Here is a 15,365-nt window from a genome sequence, read left to right as displayed (position 1 = left end):
TTTTTTATTGTTTTTAGTTTAAATATTAGTACCATAATGGCACAATACTCTGTAGACCAGTCTTTCGTTAACCAACAAAAAACATATATCCAACCGCCATTTTTAAAAGCGGGAGATACTGTTGCTATTTTAGCGCCCTCTGGCGTATTAAAAAATAGATATGATGAGGTTAACCGAGCTAAATATTTAATAGAAAGTTGGGGACTTCATGCTGTAGTTGGTGAGCATGTTTTTGCTCAAAACGGACATTTTGCAGGAACAGATAAACAACGGGCTTCCGATTTTCAGAAGGCTTTAGACGATCCTAAAATAAAAGCAATTTGGTGTGCTCGAGGTGGATACGGAACAGTGAGAATGATAGATTTATTAGATTACTCTAAGTTTAAGTTGCAACCTAAATGGGTAATTGGATACTCGGACATTACAGCCATTCATAATCAAATTCATAATTTAGGGTACGAATCTATGCATGCGATGATGTGTGTGAGTTTACCTCAAAATTTGGCCGATATTCCTGAAACCATTTCCACATTTAAAAATGCCATTTTCGGAAAAAATTTATCCTACACTTTAAAAGGATCTAGCTATAACAAACCAGGAATGGTGACTGCTCCAATTGCCGGTGGAAATTTAACATTACTACACACTATGCTAGGTTCGGAAACCAGTTTGGATACTTCTGGAGAGATTCTTTTTATTGAGGAAATCGGAGAATACGCTTATCATATAGATCGTATGTTGCAAAGTTTGAAACGTGCCGGATATTTTGAAAACTGTAAAGGTATTTTGGTTGGTGACATGAGTAGAGTACGAAAAAATACCACAGATTTTGGAAGAACGATCGATGAAATTATTCTAGATATAGTTGCCGAATATGATTTTCCAGTCGCTTTTAATATGCCTGCAGGTCACGAAAAAGATAATCGCGCCATGATTCTTGGTGCAACAGTCACTTTAAAAGTGGAGAAAGGCGAGTCTACTTTAATTTTTCACGATTAGGGTTTCTGAAAACATTGTAAAGACGAATTTAGTTGTGATGCTTCAGAAGTTAACAATCAATACAATTTCTTCTGATAAAAATAAAACGCAAAACTTCCTAACATATATAGTATAACGTCAATCCAATCTGCTGTATATCTCGGGTTTGATTGAGGTAACCACCATTCGAAAAGTAACGCGTAAAGCAATGTTAATAATGCAATAGGTAATACTGTTAAATATACGTTTTTGTCGCTCTTAATTAATCTTACACCAATCAAACAAAACGATAATACGAGGGGCATACATAAGGCATCGTTTACATAAAATGTAATCCAGTTTGGGAGTTGTAAGTTGAAGACACTTGATAAATAAATAAAACTCGCCAGTGCTAAGCCTGTTAAAAACACAGGATGTTTTATAATTCTCATGCAGCCAAGAAGGTGAACAACCAAGCGAAAAAGGCACCTATCGCCATAACAACTATAACTATAGAGTTCGTCATGTGAGCGCCAATACGCACTATTGGATTTTTACTCTTTTTACCAGATTCAATCCAAGAAGGAGAGTTTTTCTTTTTGGTTTCCTCGCGCTCTAAACGTTCTTTTTTCTGTTCTTCATGAGCCAGTGCTCTTCTTTTTTTATAAGAAAGAAGGGTGCCACAGTTCGAACAATGATCTGCGTTCGTGTTGAATAAACCACAATTAGGACATTTTATTTGAACTGTACCACCCATAAATTTATCTTGTTTTATGCCTTTTACTTATTTTATTTAAATTGTAATGTAATTTAAAAAAAGTATCAAGATAGTATTAACGTAAAAGCATTTTATAAGGTCGCTTTTAACCATTTAAAAAATTCATGTTGCCAAACTAAAGCATTCTGAGGCTGTAATACCCAATGATTTTCATCTGGCAAATACAATAATTTACTTTTTATATCCCGTAATTGAGCTGCTTGAAAAGCAGCTAAACCTTGCTCGATAGGTACACGGTAATCTTTACCACCTTGGATAATTAAAATAGGCGTATCCCATTTATCGACATGGGTTATCGGGTTAAATTCGTTAAATGCTTTTTGAGCTATAGTATTCGATTTGTCCCAATAGTTTCCTCCAAAATCATGATTCACAAAGAATAATTCTTCTGTTGTTCCGGCCATAGATCGTGTGTCGAAAACACCATCGTGAGCAATAAACGATTTAAAACGTTTGTTATGTATTCCGGCTAAATAAAATACAGAATAACCACCGTAACTTGCTCCAATGGCACCTAATCTGTCGTTATCTACATATGGTTCTTTTGCCACATCGTCTATGGCAGAAAGATAATCATCCATGACTTGTCCGCCCCAATCTTTACTAATGGCTTCATTCCATTCTACTCCATAACCAGGCATTCCTCTTCGGTTAGGTGCTACAACAATATAGCCTTGAGAGGCCATTAATTGAAAATTCCAACGGTAAGAATAAAATTGAGATAACGCAGATTGCGGTCCACCTTGTGCGTATAATAAGGTCGGATATTTTTTAGTTGCATCGAAGTTAGGAGGTAAAATAACCCACACTAACATTTGTTTATTATCGGTAGTTGTTACGTAACGTTTTTCAACTTTAGGTAAATCTAATTTGCTGTAGAAGTCATTGTTTACAGCAGATAGTTGTTTAAAAGAAGCATCTTTTAAACGGAAAGAGAAAATTTCACTCGCGTGATTCATATCGCCACGTGTAACAATAAGTGTGTCGTCTAATTCGGCAACAATACTCTGAACATCAAATTGTCCTTCAGATAATTGTTTTACTACAGGAGCAATTCGTTTTTTACCAGGATAGTTCACCGAAAATAATTGAATCGTTCCATCTACAGCGGCGGTGAAATAGATTTTCGAGCCATCTTTACTCCATTTAAAACTGTTTACAGTACCATCCCACTGCTGCGTTAAGTTTTGTTTAATACCGTTTTCAAGAACAACAATATCATTCTTATCACTTTCGTAACCATCAGTTTTCATTTGTAACCAACCTAAAGCTCCTGTTTTTGCAAATGCAGGATTGGTATCGTAACCTGTATTTCCTTCGGTAATGTTTGTCGTTGTTTTAGTCTCAATATCGTATTTGTAAATATCTGTATTGGTACTTGTAGCGTAGGCTTTTCCTTTAAGTTTTTTGCTTACATAATAAATGCTTTTACTGTCTGGAGACCAAATGTAATCTTCGTCACCACCAAACGGACGTTGTGGTGCGTAGTATGGTTCTTCAGGCATGATGTCTATAGCAGTCTCGTCTAATGCATTTGCTTTTTTATAAAACACATGTTCGTAAGATCCGTCGCTCCATGTATCCCAGTGGCGATTATCAAGTTCTGTAAAGACATACGCATTTGCTTTATCCAAATGTTTATAAATGTCGGTTGCTTTCACATCTGTTAAATGAACCGATTTATGAAACACTTTTAAAGCGCCATCCGGCGATATGTTTTTGTCTGCAACAGCTACATCTTCCTTTTCAATTTGTATTGCAGTGCCACCATCAATAGGCATTTTAAAATAGGTGGTGTCGAAATCATTATTTTCGATATTCGGAATTTTAATACTGTAAAATATCTGAGACTCATCTTCAGATATACCCATTACGCCAATACGTTTTACGCTCCAAAGCAATTCAGGGTTCATGACTTGTTGGGCGTTTGATATATTACTTGCAATCAAGACTGTTAAGATTAAGATTAATTTTTTCATTATTATGATAGTTAACTCTTCCAAAGATACTGATTTGGGGATGTTTCGTTTATTAAAATTGTTATAAAATGTGAGAGCAGATATTGTGTTATAAGGAAAAAGGAGTTGAGGTTAACATACCTAAAAAATGAAACAGGAATTTTTTTAAAATGGATTAATCATTAACTTGTAATTCGTTTTGTTTTAGAAGATTATGGCAGATCACAATAAGTTAGGGAAATTAGGAGAAGAAGAGGCTGTGCATTTTTTGTTGAAGAATGGCTATCAGATTTTAGAACGTAATTATCGGTATCAAAGAGCAGAGGTCGATATTTTAGCGAAGAAAGAAGATGTGTTGGCCGTTGTTGAAGTGAAAACCCGCTCTAGTACCGATTTTGGGAATCCTCAAGATTTTGTAAAACCCAAACAGATTCAGCGTTTGGTTACTGCGGTAGACGCTTACGTGACTTCTAATAACTTAGATGTAGAAGTGCGATTTGATATTATCGCCATTGTCAGTTCTAAAAAGGGCTTAGAATTGGAGCATTTAGAAGATGCTTTTTATCATTTTTGAAAACATTAAACGCTAATAAATTTTAATAGAATTCGCTAAATTGTTACCTTCATTAAAATTATTTAGACTTATGAATATTGTTGTATTAGATGGATATACTTTGAATCCGGGAGATTTAAGTTGGGATGCTTTAAAAGATTTGGCAACGGTTACGATTCACGATCGTACAGATGAAGATACCGAATCTATAGTGAAGGCTATTGGAGATGCCGAGGCGGTTATTACCAATAAAATACCTTTAGATAAATACGTGCTTAAACAATTACCGCATTTAAAATATATTGGTGTAACCGCAACAGGATTTAATATTATAGATGTCGAAGCCGCTCAAAGCCAAGACGTAGTGGTTACTAATGTGCCTGCTTACAGTACGGCTTCGGTAGCCCAGTTTACCATGGCGTTGTTGTTAGAACTTTGCCACCATGTTGGCGACCATAATCGAGCAGTGCAATCCGGTCAATGGGAAAAATCTTTAGATTTTAGTTTTTGGAATAGTCCGCTTATCGAACTAGATGGAAAAACCATGGGAATTGTTGGTTTCGGACAAATAGGAAAAGCCACAGCGGCATTAGCACAAGCATTTGGTTTACATGTTTTGGTGTATAATAGAACCGTATATTCTGAATATGAATCTGAAACTTGCCAATTTGTGTCTTTAGATGATATGTTGAAAAATTCAGATTTTATCAGTTTACATTGTCCGATGACAAAGGATACCGCAGGACTTATTAATTCGGAAACAATTTCTAAAATGAAGTCGAGTGCATTTATCATTAATACCTCGCGTGGGGGATTAGTGGTAGAAGCCGATTTAGCCGAAGCTTTAAATTCTGGTAAAATCGCAGGAGCCGCAGTAGATGTGGTTTCGGAGGAACCTATAGTATCCGATAATCCACTTTTAGATGCTAAAAATTGTATTATTACGCCACATATTGCTTGGGCACCTCTAGAAGCAAGACGCCGATGCATGCAAATTGCAGTGCGAAATTTTGAAATGTTTTTAAAAGGAGAAGCGCAAAACGTGGTGTCTTAAGTCTTTTTTTTAATAAATTTTTAAGTCCAATAATTTTTATTTTATTTGAAATTATTAGAGCTACAATTATCTAAATTTATATTCGTAATTCGAAAAAATGATATATCAATAATTTGATCGCGTTTTTTGATTTCAATACCTCGATTTATAGCTATAATTTCAAGTGTTAGACCGTTTTTAAAGCCGTGCAAAACTCCCGTGTATACTGTGTATTTGGGATATAATTGTATCTTCATGTCAAAAAAAACATGATGTTTAAAAAGTTTGTGATTTTTGTTGGCGCGGTGCTATGCTTTAATATTTCTTCAGCGCAATCTAAATATACTTTTCCAGAAGATTACAAGGTTCTAGAAGTTCTGCCTTCTAAAACAGATTCCAGAATTACAGAATCAAATACGCCACATTTAGTTGTATATAATCCAACAATAAAACAGGGCAAATTGTTATTGTTTATGCCGGGGACAGGTGGTGTTGCATTAAAAGGACCAAAAGACCTGTTTAATACAGCCGTGAAACAAGGTTATGCGGTAATTAATTTGTCGTACATAAACAGACCTGCAATCGCTCAAATATGTAGAAAAGAAACCTTGGAAGCTAATCCAGATTGTGCTTCAGATTTTAGAATAAATCGTATTTACGGTACAAATAATTTCGAATTTACTACAGATAAATCTTATGATGCTATTGTAAATAGATTAATAAAATTATTGGAATACCTGTCGGAAACAGATAAAGATGGTAACTGGGATTCTTACCTTGAAGACGGAAATCTTAAATGGGATCAAATAGCTGTCTCTGGTCAGTCGCAAGGCGGTGGTATGGCAGCATTTATCGCGAAAGAGCACCGTGTGGCTAGAGTTATAGATTTTTCAGGCGGTTGGGATTTTTCTGCAAAAAATAAATTAGCAACCTGGTATTATAACGCAAGTAAAACGCCTTCTCATTTGTGGTATGGCACTTATCATGTTACAGAGCCTATGGCTAAAGTTATTAGAGCATCGTATATTGCTATGAAGATTCCTGAAAATCATATTTATCCGTTTAGTCTTCCCGTTCCAGAAGGAAAAAAAGGACATTCAAATGGTGTTAGAAATACAGGGTATACGAGCCAGTGGATAGAATTATTAGGACAAGGAAATTAATACTTCTTAATAATGTAGCGCGTGAATGTTGTTAAACCAATTAGATATTTTATAAATAAGCTTCCCATAACATGAAAATTGTATTACTATTAATATCCTCAATGTTGTTACTTTCTTCTTGTGACAATCAGAAAAAGGAGACTTCTATTGCCGAAACTGAGCCTGAACAAAAACCTAACATCTTATTTTTGTCTATAGACGATTTAAGACCGGATCTTGGAGCGTATGGCAATGCCGAAATGAAAACACCACATATCGATGCCTTGGCGTCTACATCTATGCTTATGTTAAATACGCATAGTCAAGCTGCAGTTTGTGCTACTTCTCGAGCAAGTACTATGCTTGGGTATAGACCAGACTCTACACGTGTATGGCACTTAGGAGATAAGTTTAGAGAGATTAATCCAGATGCTGTTACGATGCCTCAATATTTTAATAAGTCGGGATATTATACGGTGAACATCGGTAAAATCTTTCATAATTATATGCCAGATTCTATTTCTTGGGACGAGCCAGACTTAAAACCAGCGCCATATAATACTGCGCCATATGCAAATCGGGATGCAGAAACATATTACTATACCAAAGAGGCTTTAGCAATTCAGAAAAGAGATCGAGACCTGTTTAAAGCTAAGCGAAAAGGAAAAATATATGGAGACGGTTGGAATCGTGGTCCTGCTTTAGAAGCTGCCGATGTGCCGGATTCGTTGTTTTACGATGCCATGCAAACAACATTGGCATTAGAAACTATAGATAGAATTAAAGATAAGAAACAACCATTTTTTATGGGTTTAGGGTTTTATAGACCGCACTTGCCTTTTGTTGCACCAAAAAAATATTGGGATTTATATCCAAAAGGTTCTGTGTCTCCAGCGCCCAATCCAAAATTACCTGAAAATGCGCCCGTGATGTCGGCGAATTCTAATTACGAATTGCGGAATTATGATAATCCGTATACCATTGGAAGACCGGAAGACGAGCCGGTACCAGAAAAATATGCCGATTCTTTAAAAAGAGGGTATTATGCAAGTGTTAGTTTTATTGATGCGTGTGTAGGACGATTAGTTGAAGGCTTAAAAGAAAGAGGCTTGTACGAAAACACCATTATAGTGCTTTGGGGTGACCATGGCTGGAAATTAGGCGATCATAATGGTTGGGGGAAAATGACAAATTTTTATATCGATACGCATGTGCCTTTAATTATAAAGCAAGCCAATCAAACCGAAGGAAAACGAATCGAAGCACTTTCAGAACTTGTCGATATATTCCCAACCTTATGTGATATTTCGGGAGTTGAAAAAGCAGATTATTTTCAAGGAACGAGTTTAACGCCTCTTTTTAGTAATCCTAACTTAGCATGGAAGGATGCCGTGTTTACGCAATTTAGACGCCGTGCTCGTGTATCTAAAGATGGGAACGAGTATATGGGATATTCCATGCAAACCAAGCAATATCACTATATAGAATGGTATGCTTGGGATAATGAAGCTAAGGAAAAAGGAGCGTATGCGACAGCCGAATTATACGATCATGCTGTAGATCCGTATGAAACTGTAAATATTGCAGGGCAATCAGATCAAAAGCAACTTATAGAGCAATTATCAGTACAATTAAAACAAGGGTGGCGAGCCGCTGTGCCTAAAATTAAAGCCTAATTATTTAATATGAATATACATAAAAGAATACTTAATACGGTCGCATTTTTAGCCTTTCTAGTATTGAGCGGATGTGAAACAAAGACAGAGGCTAAAGTTGTAAATATAGAGGCCGATAGACCCAATATTTTATTTATTCCAATAGATGATTTAAGACCTGAATTTGGAAGCTATGGTAATAGCGATATACTATCTCCTAATATTGACAAATTAGCATCTAATGGTGTTGTTTTTAATCGTGCCTATTGCCAACAAGCCGTTTGTACAGCGTCTAGAACGAGTTTATTAACTGGTTTATGACCAGACTCGACACAAGTTTGGGATTTAAAAACACATTTTAGAGACCAAATGCCCGACCTAGTTACATTACCTCAATTTTTTAAAAATAATGGGTACTACAGCGTTGGTTTAGGTAAAACGTTTCATAATACATTACAGGATTCTTTGGCTTGGAATGAGTATTTACATGTCGACGGATTTCCTTTCGATCCAGATGCCGTATACGTAAATCAGGATAATATTATAGAGCAAAAAGAGCTTGAGCTTAAGCGTTTAAAAGCTGGTAAAGCTAAGTTTGATAAATATGGTTTTATTTATTCAAAAACCAAATCAAGTGAAATGGGGCTTGTAAACGACGATGATGCCTATTACGATGGTGCCCAAACGACAATGGCAATTGAAAAATTGAAAGAATTAAAATCTAAAAATCAGCCCTTTTTTTTATCTGTAGGTTATTATAAACCGCATTTACCATTTAATGCACCCAAAAAATATTGGGATATGTATAATAGAGCAGATATAAAATTAGCAGATAATCAATTTCATCCAAAAGATAGTCCGTCTTATTCTGTACATGGAGATGCAGAGCTTAGAGGTTATGTAGATGCTAAAAATAATTTGCCTTATCCTAACGAAGGTAATTGGGATGAAGAAAAACAAAGAGAACTAAAACATGCCTATTATGCTTGTGTGTCTTATATTGATGCACAAATAGGTAGAATTATGGACGAATTAGAGCGCTTGGGACTTAAAGATAATACTATTGTTGTACTTTGGGGGGACCATGGATGGAAACTTGGAGAGCATAATGGTTGGGGTAAACAAACCAATTATGAAATTGATGCTAGAGTACCGTTAATTATTAGTGGAGCTAAAGTAGAGGCGAAAGGTAAAACAAGCAATGCGTTAACAGAATTTGTTGATGTCTATCCAACACTTTGCGATGTGGCAGGTTTTAGCGTTCCCGAATATTTACAAGGCACAAGTTTAAAGCCGCTTCTAAAGGATCCAGATTCAAAAGTAAAAGATACTGCTTATAGTCAGTTTTTATTAGGAAGATACGGTACGGTAAAAGAAAGAGAAGAGGAAAAAATGGGATATACTGTGAGAACAAATCGCTACCGTTATGTTGAATGGTACACATGGCAGGCAGATAAAAAAGAGAAAGGAGAGTTAATTGGGAGAGAGCTTTTTGATCACGAGAATGATTCCCAAGAGAATATAAATGTTGTAGACCAAGCTATAAATAAGGAATTAGTAGTCAGATTGTCTGAAGAATTAAAAAAAGGATTTACAACATTATAAGTTGAAAAACATATGAAGAAATATATTTATGGATTACTTTTTTTAGGGCTGACCTCTTATGTTAGTCCAAATGAAAAAGAGTTAGTCAAACCAGTTAAATTAGAAATAAAAGTGCAAAAAATGCATACATTAGGCCTTATCGGTGGAACGTCGTGGCATTCTACCTTAGATTATTATAGTACAATTAACCAAACGGTAAACGATCATTTTGGAAATAATACAAATCCACCGTTATTAGTCTACACGCTTAATCAGGCTGAGGTGCATCGTTTTCAGACACAAGATAAATGGGATTCTATTGCCAATATGCTAACAAATGCCGCTTTAAATCTTAATAAAGCAGGAGCAGAATCTGTAATGTTTTGCGCCAATACACCGCATAAAGTATATAATAGTGTGCAAGAACAATTAGACTTTCCGGTCATTCATATTGCAGATGCAACCGCTAAAGCGATTAAGAAAAAAGGTTTGAAAAAAGTCTGCTTTATTGGAACAAAATATAGCATGGAGGAAGATTTTATTACCAAAAGAATCGAAGAAAATGGATTAGAAGTTCTAGTGCCAGAAGACGAAAAAGTGATAGATGAATTGCACCGAATAATTATTGAGGAACTTACTTACGGAACAGTTAAACCAGAATCTAAAGCCTATGTGCTAAGCGTTATAAATAACATGATAAATGATGGTGCCGAAGGAGTGATTCTAGGATGCACAGAGTTTCCGTTAATGATTTTCCAAGAAGACCTTGAGGTTCCCGCTTTCGATACAACAAAAATTCATTCGCTATCTGCTGTCGACTTTATTTTAAATGAATAATTTTATATCTGTTGAATATTAAAAAAAAGAAAAGCATCACAATGTAATTATTGTGATGCTTTTCTTTTTAATGAAATGAATTAGGTTTTGTAGCGTAATTATAGTGCGTCCATAAACGTAATTAATTTTTCAACATCGTTTGGTTTTGCTATAATTTTTTTGTCCTTATCTAATACAAAAAACGAAGGTGTTCCCGAAATACCATAGGCAATTGGAATTGGGTTTTCCCATTTGTTTATTCCGTAAATTTGAGTGAATTCAGGATAATTTGCTATTGTTTTTTCCCAATTCGGACGTTCATCTTCTAATCCTATAGCAAGGACCTGAATGTTAGATTTGCCGTGTATATAGGCTTTTAAAACAGGTAACTCTTCTAAGCAGTGAGAACAAGTACTGCTCCAAAATGTAACAATGTAGTATTCTTTTCCTGAAAGCGTACTTAGTTTACTACTTCCTAGTTTAGACGGCCAAGAGAAGTCTGGAGCAACAGCTCCGATTGCAGTATTACGAAAAGCTTTCATGTCGGTTATTAACATCTCGTCTTTTACGGGGTCTAATAATTTTTCTAGATATTTTGTAGAGATATAGTTCGCAACTTCTTCGTTTTTACGTTCCTTAAACTGATTCCATAACACTTCTAAAATTGATTTTTGTATACTTTTAGTCGCCGTAGTTTCCCGCACAACATCGTCTATATTTTTTTTAAACGACCTATTTTCATATTGTCTATCCACAAAAATAAACACGTAGCTTAAAGCAGAATCCATTAAAAAACTGGAGTTTTGAAGTACAGAATTACTAAAGTCAACAGAATTAAAATAATTCATTTTATAATTATTAAAATACGTTGGAGCGTCTTCAAAAGCTGTTGGAATATATGGTTTTTCAGCTTTAATAAAATCATGAGCTAACATCCCTTTTGAAGCACTTTCTGCTTGATTTTGAATAGTTTTCATTTCAGAAATACAGGCCATATAATCGTCTTCATTTTGATTCGCCGAACCATAAAAGGTATTGATTTTACTTTTAACAGTATACATGTCATTTTTGTAGGTTGTTAAAAGCTTGTTTTCTTTTGAAAGCACAAAGGAAACGCCACTATCTTGCTGGAATCGAAACACAATATCTTCGTTATTATAAATAAAATCGAAACTGTATTGATCCTGCGGTAAGGCATAAACTATACGGTACATGCCGGGTTTTAAAGTGGTGTCTAGGTCTAATTCAAAATTACCGTTTACAATATCTGCGTTGCTAATGTATATGTGGTTAGAAGGTTCTAATTTGTATAAAATAGCTGTTTTAAAACTTGCTGCAGGAGAAAACGTACCTGAGATTTTATGTTGGGCAAGAACTAATGTGGGTAATAATAAAAGGGCTAAAATTAATTTTTTCATGTATTTTATTTTAAAATAGGTTGCAAAGCAAGTAAGGCTTGTTTTACGGTTTTAATATGATCGAATGTTAATAATAAACGTAAGCCGGCACGCGTTTGTTTTTCTTTCATTTTGCATGCTCTTGGATTAGATTGTACAAACTTTAAAACGTTTGTAAAATTGGCACTTTGGTAAAATGAGCTTTGCTGATCGCTAACAAAATAACCAACCATTTTGCCTTGTTTCATCACTAGTTTTTCTAATCCAATGGTTGTTGCTAACCACTTTACGCGAACACTATTAAGTAAATCGACAACTTGTGTTGGGAGCTCTCCAAAACGATCGACCAACTGGCTTTCGAAAACTTTTAATTCGTCTTCGGTTTTTAACTGATTTAATTGTGTGTATAAGTTTAAGCGTTCGGCAATATTATTTACATAATCGTCAGGGAAAAGCAATTCGAAATCTGTATCTATAGTGATGTCTTTAACGTATTCCTTAGGCTTGCCTTCCTGGTCTGGATATAAATCTTTAAACTCGTTTTCTTTAAGTTCTTCAATCGCTTCATTTAAAATTTTCTGATACGTATCAAACCCAATATCGTTTATAAAGCCACTTTGTTCTCCTCCTAATAAATCTCCAGCACCACGAATTTCTAAATCTTTCATCGCGATATTAAATCCGCTTCCCAATTCTGTAAATTGTTCCAGGGCTGTGATACGTTTTCTGGCATCGGCAGTCATGGCAGAATAATCTGGCGTGATAAAATAACAGAATGCTTTTTTATTGCTTCTACCTACACGACCACGCATTTGGTGCAAGTCGCTCAGTCCAAAATTATTGGCGTTGTTTATAAAAATAGTATTGGCATTTGGTACGTCTAATCCGCTTTCTACAATGGTTGTACTGACTAGCACATCGAAGTCACCATTCATAAAAGCTAACATTAAATTTTCTAATTTTTTACCTTCCATTTGTCCATGACCAATACCTACTTTGGCATCGGGAACTAGACGCTGAATTAAACCCGCAACTTCCTTAATGTTTTCAATACGATTATGAATGAAATAAATCTGTCCGCCTCGCTGAATTTCGTAACTCACAGCATCACGAATGGTTTCTTCTTCAAAGCGAATCACATTACTTTCTATAGGATAACGGTTTGGCGGAGGCGTGGTAATTACCGATAAATCTCGCGCTGCCATTAAGCTAAATTGAAGCGTTCTTGGGATAGGTGTAGCGGTTAGTGTAAGCACATCTACATTATCTTTTAAGGTCTTTAGTTTTTCTTTAACTGCAACTCCAAATTTCTGTTCTTCATCGACAATTAATAACCCTAAATTTTTAAATACTACACTTTTATTGGCAAGTTGATGCGTCCCAATAATAATATCGACATGCCCTTTTTCTAAACGCTCTAAAGTGTCTCGTTTTTCTTTTGCAGTTCTAAATCGGTTAACATAATCGACCGTGACAGGAAAATCTTTTAAACGTTCGCTAAAGGTTTTATGATGCTGATAGGCTAAAATGGTTGTAGGCACCAAAACGGCCACTTGTTTACCGTTATCTACCGCTTTAAAGGCAGCACGAATAGCAACCTCTGTTTTTCCGAAACCAACGTCTCCACAAACCAATCGGTCCATGGGGCGCTCGCTTTCCATGTCGTTTTTAATATCGGCAGTCGACGTGCTTTGGTCTGGCGTGTCTTCGTAAATAAAGGATGCTTCTAATTCATGTTGTAAATGGCTATCTGGATTGTATTGATACCCTTTTTCAAGCTTTCGTTTAGCGTATAATTTAATTAGGTTAAAGGCAACTTCTTTAACTCTAGATTTTGTTTTTTGTTTTAAAACTTTCCAAGCGTTACTTCCTAGTTTATGTATTTTTGGAGGCTTACCATCTTTACCATTAAACTTGGTAATTTTATGTAGCGCATGTATGCTTAAATATAATATATCGCGTTCGCCATAAATTAGTTTTATAGCTTCTTGTTTTTTGCCTTCTACGTCTATTTTTTGCAGACCACCAAAACGTCCAACCCCATGATCGATATGCGTAACATAATCGCCAATTTCCAGATTTGTAAGTTCTTTTAGGGTTATGGATTGTTTTTTAGCATAACCGTTTTTAAGGCTAAATTTATGATAACGTTCAAAGATTTGATGGTCGGTATAACACAATACTTTATTTTCATGATCTACAAACCCTTGATGTAAGGAAAGCACTATAGTCTTATACGAAACACCTTGTTCAATGTCGTTAAATATGTCGTGAAAACGTTTCGCTTGTTGTTCGCTTACGCAGGCAATATAATTAGTAAATCCTTTATTGTGATTACTATTTAAATCGTCTATTAAAAGGTCGAATTGTTTATTAAATGAAGGCTGAGGTGTGGTATTAAAAACAATGCCAGTATCTATACTTTTTGTAAAATAATAACCACTTCCAAACTCGACTACAGTAAATTTTAAAAGTTGCTTTTTAAGCAATTCGGCATCACAAAATAATTCGCTTGGGGCATTGTGTTTTAAATCGGAGTTTAAATTTTCGAAAGCCTCTACAGCTTTGCCAAAAAGAATATCACTTCCAGAAAATAATAACTGACTGTTTTTAGAAAAAATCACCGTCTTAGCGGCCATGTATTTTAGAAAACTTTCTCGACTTTCGTCTAAGAATTTATTTTCTACATTTGGTATAATGCTTATTTTATTGATTTGCTCTGTCGATAGTTGTGTCTCTACATCAAAGGTTCTAATGCTATCTACTTCGTCTCCAAAAAACTCAATTCTATAAGGTTCGTCGTGCGAGAAGGAGAAGACATCTACGATCCCTCCACGGACAGAAAACTCGCCGGGTTCGGTAACAAAATCGACACGTTTAAACTTGTATTCAAATAAAATTTCGTTTACAAAATCTATAGATAAATTGTCGTTTATTGCAATTTTTAAAGTGTTACGTTCCAGTTCTTTTTTGGTAACAACTTTTTCAAATAATGCATCTGTATACGTTACTATTATAGCCGGTTTTTTTCGCGAGTTAATACGGTTTAAAACTTCGGCACGTAATAAAACGTTGGCATTATCGGTTTCTTCAATTTGATATGGTCTGCGGTAGCTCCCAGGATAAAATAAAACATCTTTAGTGTTTAAAAGTTGTTCTAAATCGTTTAAATAAAAGGCAGCTTCTTCCTTATCATTAAAAATAAGAAGAAAAGGTTTTTCTGCATATTTAAAAACTTCGGCAATGACCAAAGAAAATGATGATCCTACAAGACCTTTTAAAACCGTTTTACTTTCACTTTTGGAAATAGCAAGTTGCAAATTTTGCGTTTGCAAAGTTTGTGCAAATGTTTGCAAGAGGTTGTTTTTACTCAAGGCAATTTATTTTGTGTAAATATAAGGGTATGAACTTATAAATTGTGTTAACGATTTATGAATTTAAAAATTACTAATTATTGAATTTTTAGTAACTTTAGAAGTAAAAATTACTGAT

Annotated in this window: 11 protein-coding genes and 1 pseudogene; 7 read left to right on the top strand and 5 right to left on the bottom strand. The window is 35.0% G+C overall.

Features of this window, described 5'->3' with window-relative positions; genetic code table 11:
- Positions 1-36: 36 nt before the first annotated feature.
- Entirely contained in the window at positions 37-999 is a 963-nt protein-coding gene (locus ACKC83_RS04100; protein ID WP_434037115.1) for a S66 peptidase family protein, read from the top strand.
- A 56-nt stretch (positions 1,000-1,055) separates the two neighbouring features.
- Here ACKC83_RS04100 and ACKC83_RS04095 read toward each other — a convergent pair whose 3' ends face one another.
- The 3 genes from ACKC83_RS04095 to ACKC83_RS04085 all read right to left on the bottom strand — a co-directional run bounded on the left by ACKC83_RS04095 (position 1,056) and on the right by ACKC83_RS04085 (position 3,714).
- Positions 1,056-1,409, bottom strand: coding sequence for a hypothetical protein (locus tag ACKC83_RS04095; RefSeq protein ID WP_434037114.1), 354 nt, complete (start codon positions 1,407-1,409; stop codon positions 1,056-1,058).
- Positions 1,406-1,714 carry a hypothetical protein gene (locus ACKC83_RS04090; RefSeq protein ID WP_414036479.1) on the bottom strand — a complete coding sequence of 103 codons (309 nt, stop codon included), beginning with the start codon at positions 1,712-1,714 and terminating at the stop codon, positions 1,406-1,408. The genes ACKC83_RS04095 and ACKC83_RS04090 overlap by 4 nt, the downstream gene beginning before the upstream one ends.
- Positions 1,715-1,806: 92 nt before the next feature.
- Positions 1,807-3,714, bottom strand: a complete 1,908-nt coding sequence (locus tag ACKC83_RS04085; protein WP_434037113.1) for an alpha/beta fold hydrolase — start codon at positions 3,712-3,714, stop codon at positions 1,807-1,809.
- Positions 3,715-3,907: 193 nt separating this feature from the next.
- On the opposite strand from ACKC83_RS04085, the gene ACKC83_RS04080 reads away from it, so the two are divergent.
- The 6 genes and pseudogenes from ACKC83_RS04080 (at position 3,908) to ACKC83_RS04055 (ending at position 10,497) form a co-directional block, all read left to right on the top strand.
- On the top strand, positions 3,908-4,267 hold the full coding sequence (locus ACKC83_RS04080; RefSeq protein ID WP_414036481.1) for a YraN family protein: 360 nt from the start codon (positions 3,908-3,910) through the stop codon (positions 4,265-4,267).
- A gap of 70 nt (positions 4,268-4,337) precedes the next feature.
- Entirely contained in the window at positions 4,338-5,300 is a 963-nt protein-coding gene (locus ACKC83_RS04075; RefSeq protein WP_434037112.1) for a D-2-hydroxyacid dehydrogenase, read from the top strand.
- A 248-nt stretch (positions 5,301-5,548) separates the two neighbouring features.
- On the top strand, positions 5,549-6,442 hold the full coding sequence (locus tag ACKC83_RS04070; RefSeq protein ID WP_434037111.1) for a BPSS1187 family protein: 894 nt from the start codon (positions 5,549-5,551) through the stop codon (positions 6,440-6,442).
- 71 nt (positions 6,443-6,513) lie between these two features.
- Positions 6,514-8,097 carry a sulfatase gene (locus ACKC83_RS04065; protein WP_434037110.1) on the top strand — a complete coding sequence of 528 codons (1,584 nt, stop codon included), beginning with the start codon at positions 6,514-6,516 and terminating at the stop codon, positions 8,095-8,097.
- Positions 8,098-8,106: 9 nt separating this feature from the next.
- Positions 8,107-9,681: pseudogene (locus tag ACKC83_RS04060) on the top strand (sulfatase).
- A 12-nt stretch (positions 9,682-9,693) separates the two neighbouring features.
- Complete coding sequence (locus tag ACKC83_RS04055) at positions 9,694-10,497, top strand: aspartate/glutamate racemase family protein (protein WP_434037109.1); 804 nt, start codon at positions 9,694-9,696, stop codon at positions 10,495-10,497.
- Between the two features lie 98 nt (positions 10,498-10,595).
- On the opposite strand, the gene ACKC83_RS04050 is transcribed toward ACKC83_RS04055, so the two are convergent.
- Entirely contained in the window at positions 10,596-11,894 is a 1,299-nt protein-coding gene (locus ACKC83_RS04050; protein ID WP_434037108.1) for a TlpA family protein disulfide reductase, read from the bottom strand.
- A gap of 5 nt (positions 11,895-11,899) precedes the next feature.
- Positions 11,900-15,247: a transcription-repair coupling factor gene (gene mfd / locus ACKC83_RS04045; RefSeq protein WP_434037107.1), complete on the bottom strand. Its 3,348-nt coding sequence runs from the start codon at positions 15,245-15,247 to the stop codon at positions 11,900-11,902.
- Positions 15,248-15,365 lie beyond the last annotated feature (118 nt).

The sequence above is a fragment of the Formosa bonchosmolovskayae genome, assembly GCF_051016085.1.
In the GTDB taxonomy this organism is placed as follows: Bacteria; Bacteroidota; Bacteroidia; order Flavobacteriales; family Flavobacteriaceae; genus Formosa.
This window is presented reverse-complemented; position numbering and strand designations above follow the sequence as displayed.

Excerpts from the sequence above, each read along its gene's own strand:
- ACKC83_RS04095 (WP_434037114.1), bottom strand. The coding sequence starts at position 1,409 with ATGAGAATTATAAAACATCCTGTGTTTTTAACAGGCTTAGCACTGGCG.
- ACKC83_RS04050 (WP_434037108.1), bottom strand. The coding sequence starts at position 11,894 with ATGAAAAAATTAATTTTAGCCCTTTTATTATTACCCACATTAGTTCTT.
- ACKC83_RS04080 (WP_414036481.1), top strand. The coding sequence starts at position 3,908 with ATGGCAGATCACAATAAGTTAGGGAAATTAGGAGAAGAAGAGGCTGTG.
- ACKC83_RS04100 (WP_434037115.1), top strand. The coding sequence starts at position 37 with ATGGCACAATACTCTGTAGACCAGTCTTTCGTTAACCAACAAAAAACA.
- ACKC83_RS04070 (WP_434037111.1), top strand. The coding sequence starts at position 5,549 with ATGATGTTTAAAAAGTTTGTGATTTTTGTTGGCGCGGTGCTATGCTTT.
- ACKC83_RS04075 (WP_434037112.1), top strand. The coding sequence starts at position 4,338 with ATGAATATTGTTGTATTAGATGGATATACTTTGAATCCGGGAGATTTA.
- ACKC83_RS04085 (WP_434037113.1), bottom strand. The coding sequence starts at position 3,714 with ATGAAAAAATTAATCTTAATCTTAACAGTCTTGATTGCAAGTAATATA.
- ACKC83_RS04055 (WP_434037109.1), top strand. The coding sequence starts at position 9,694 with ATGAAGAAATATATTTATGGATTACTTTTTTTAGGGCTGACCTCTTAT.
- ACKC83_RS04090 (WP_414036479.1), bottom strand. The coding sequence starts at position 1,714 with ATGGGTGGTACAGTTCAAATAAAATGTCCTAATTGTGGTTTATTCAAC.
- ACKC83_RS04065 (WP_434037110.1), top strand. The coding sequence starts at position 6,514 with ATGAAAATTGTATTACTATTAATATCCTCAATGTTGTTACTTTCTTCT.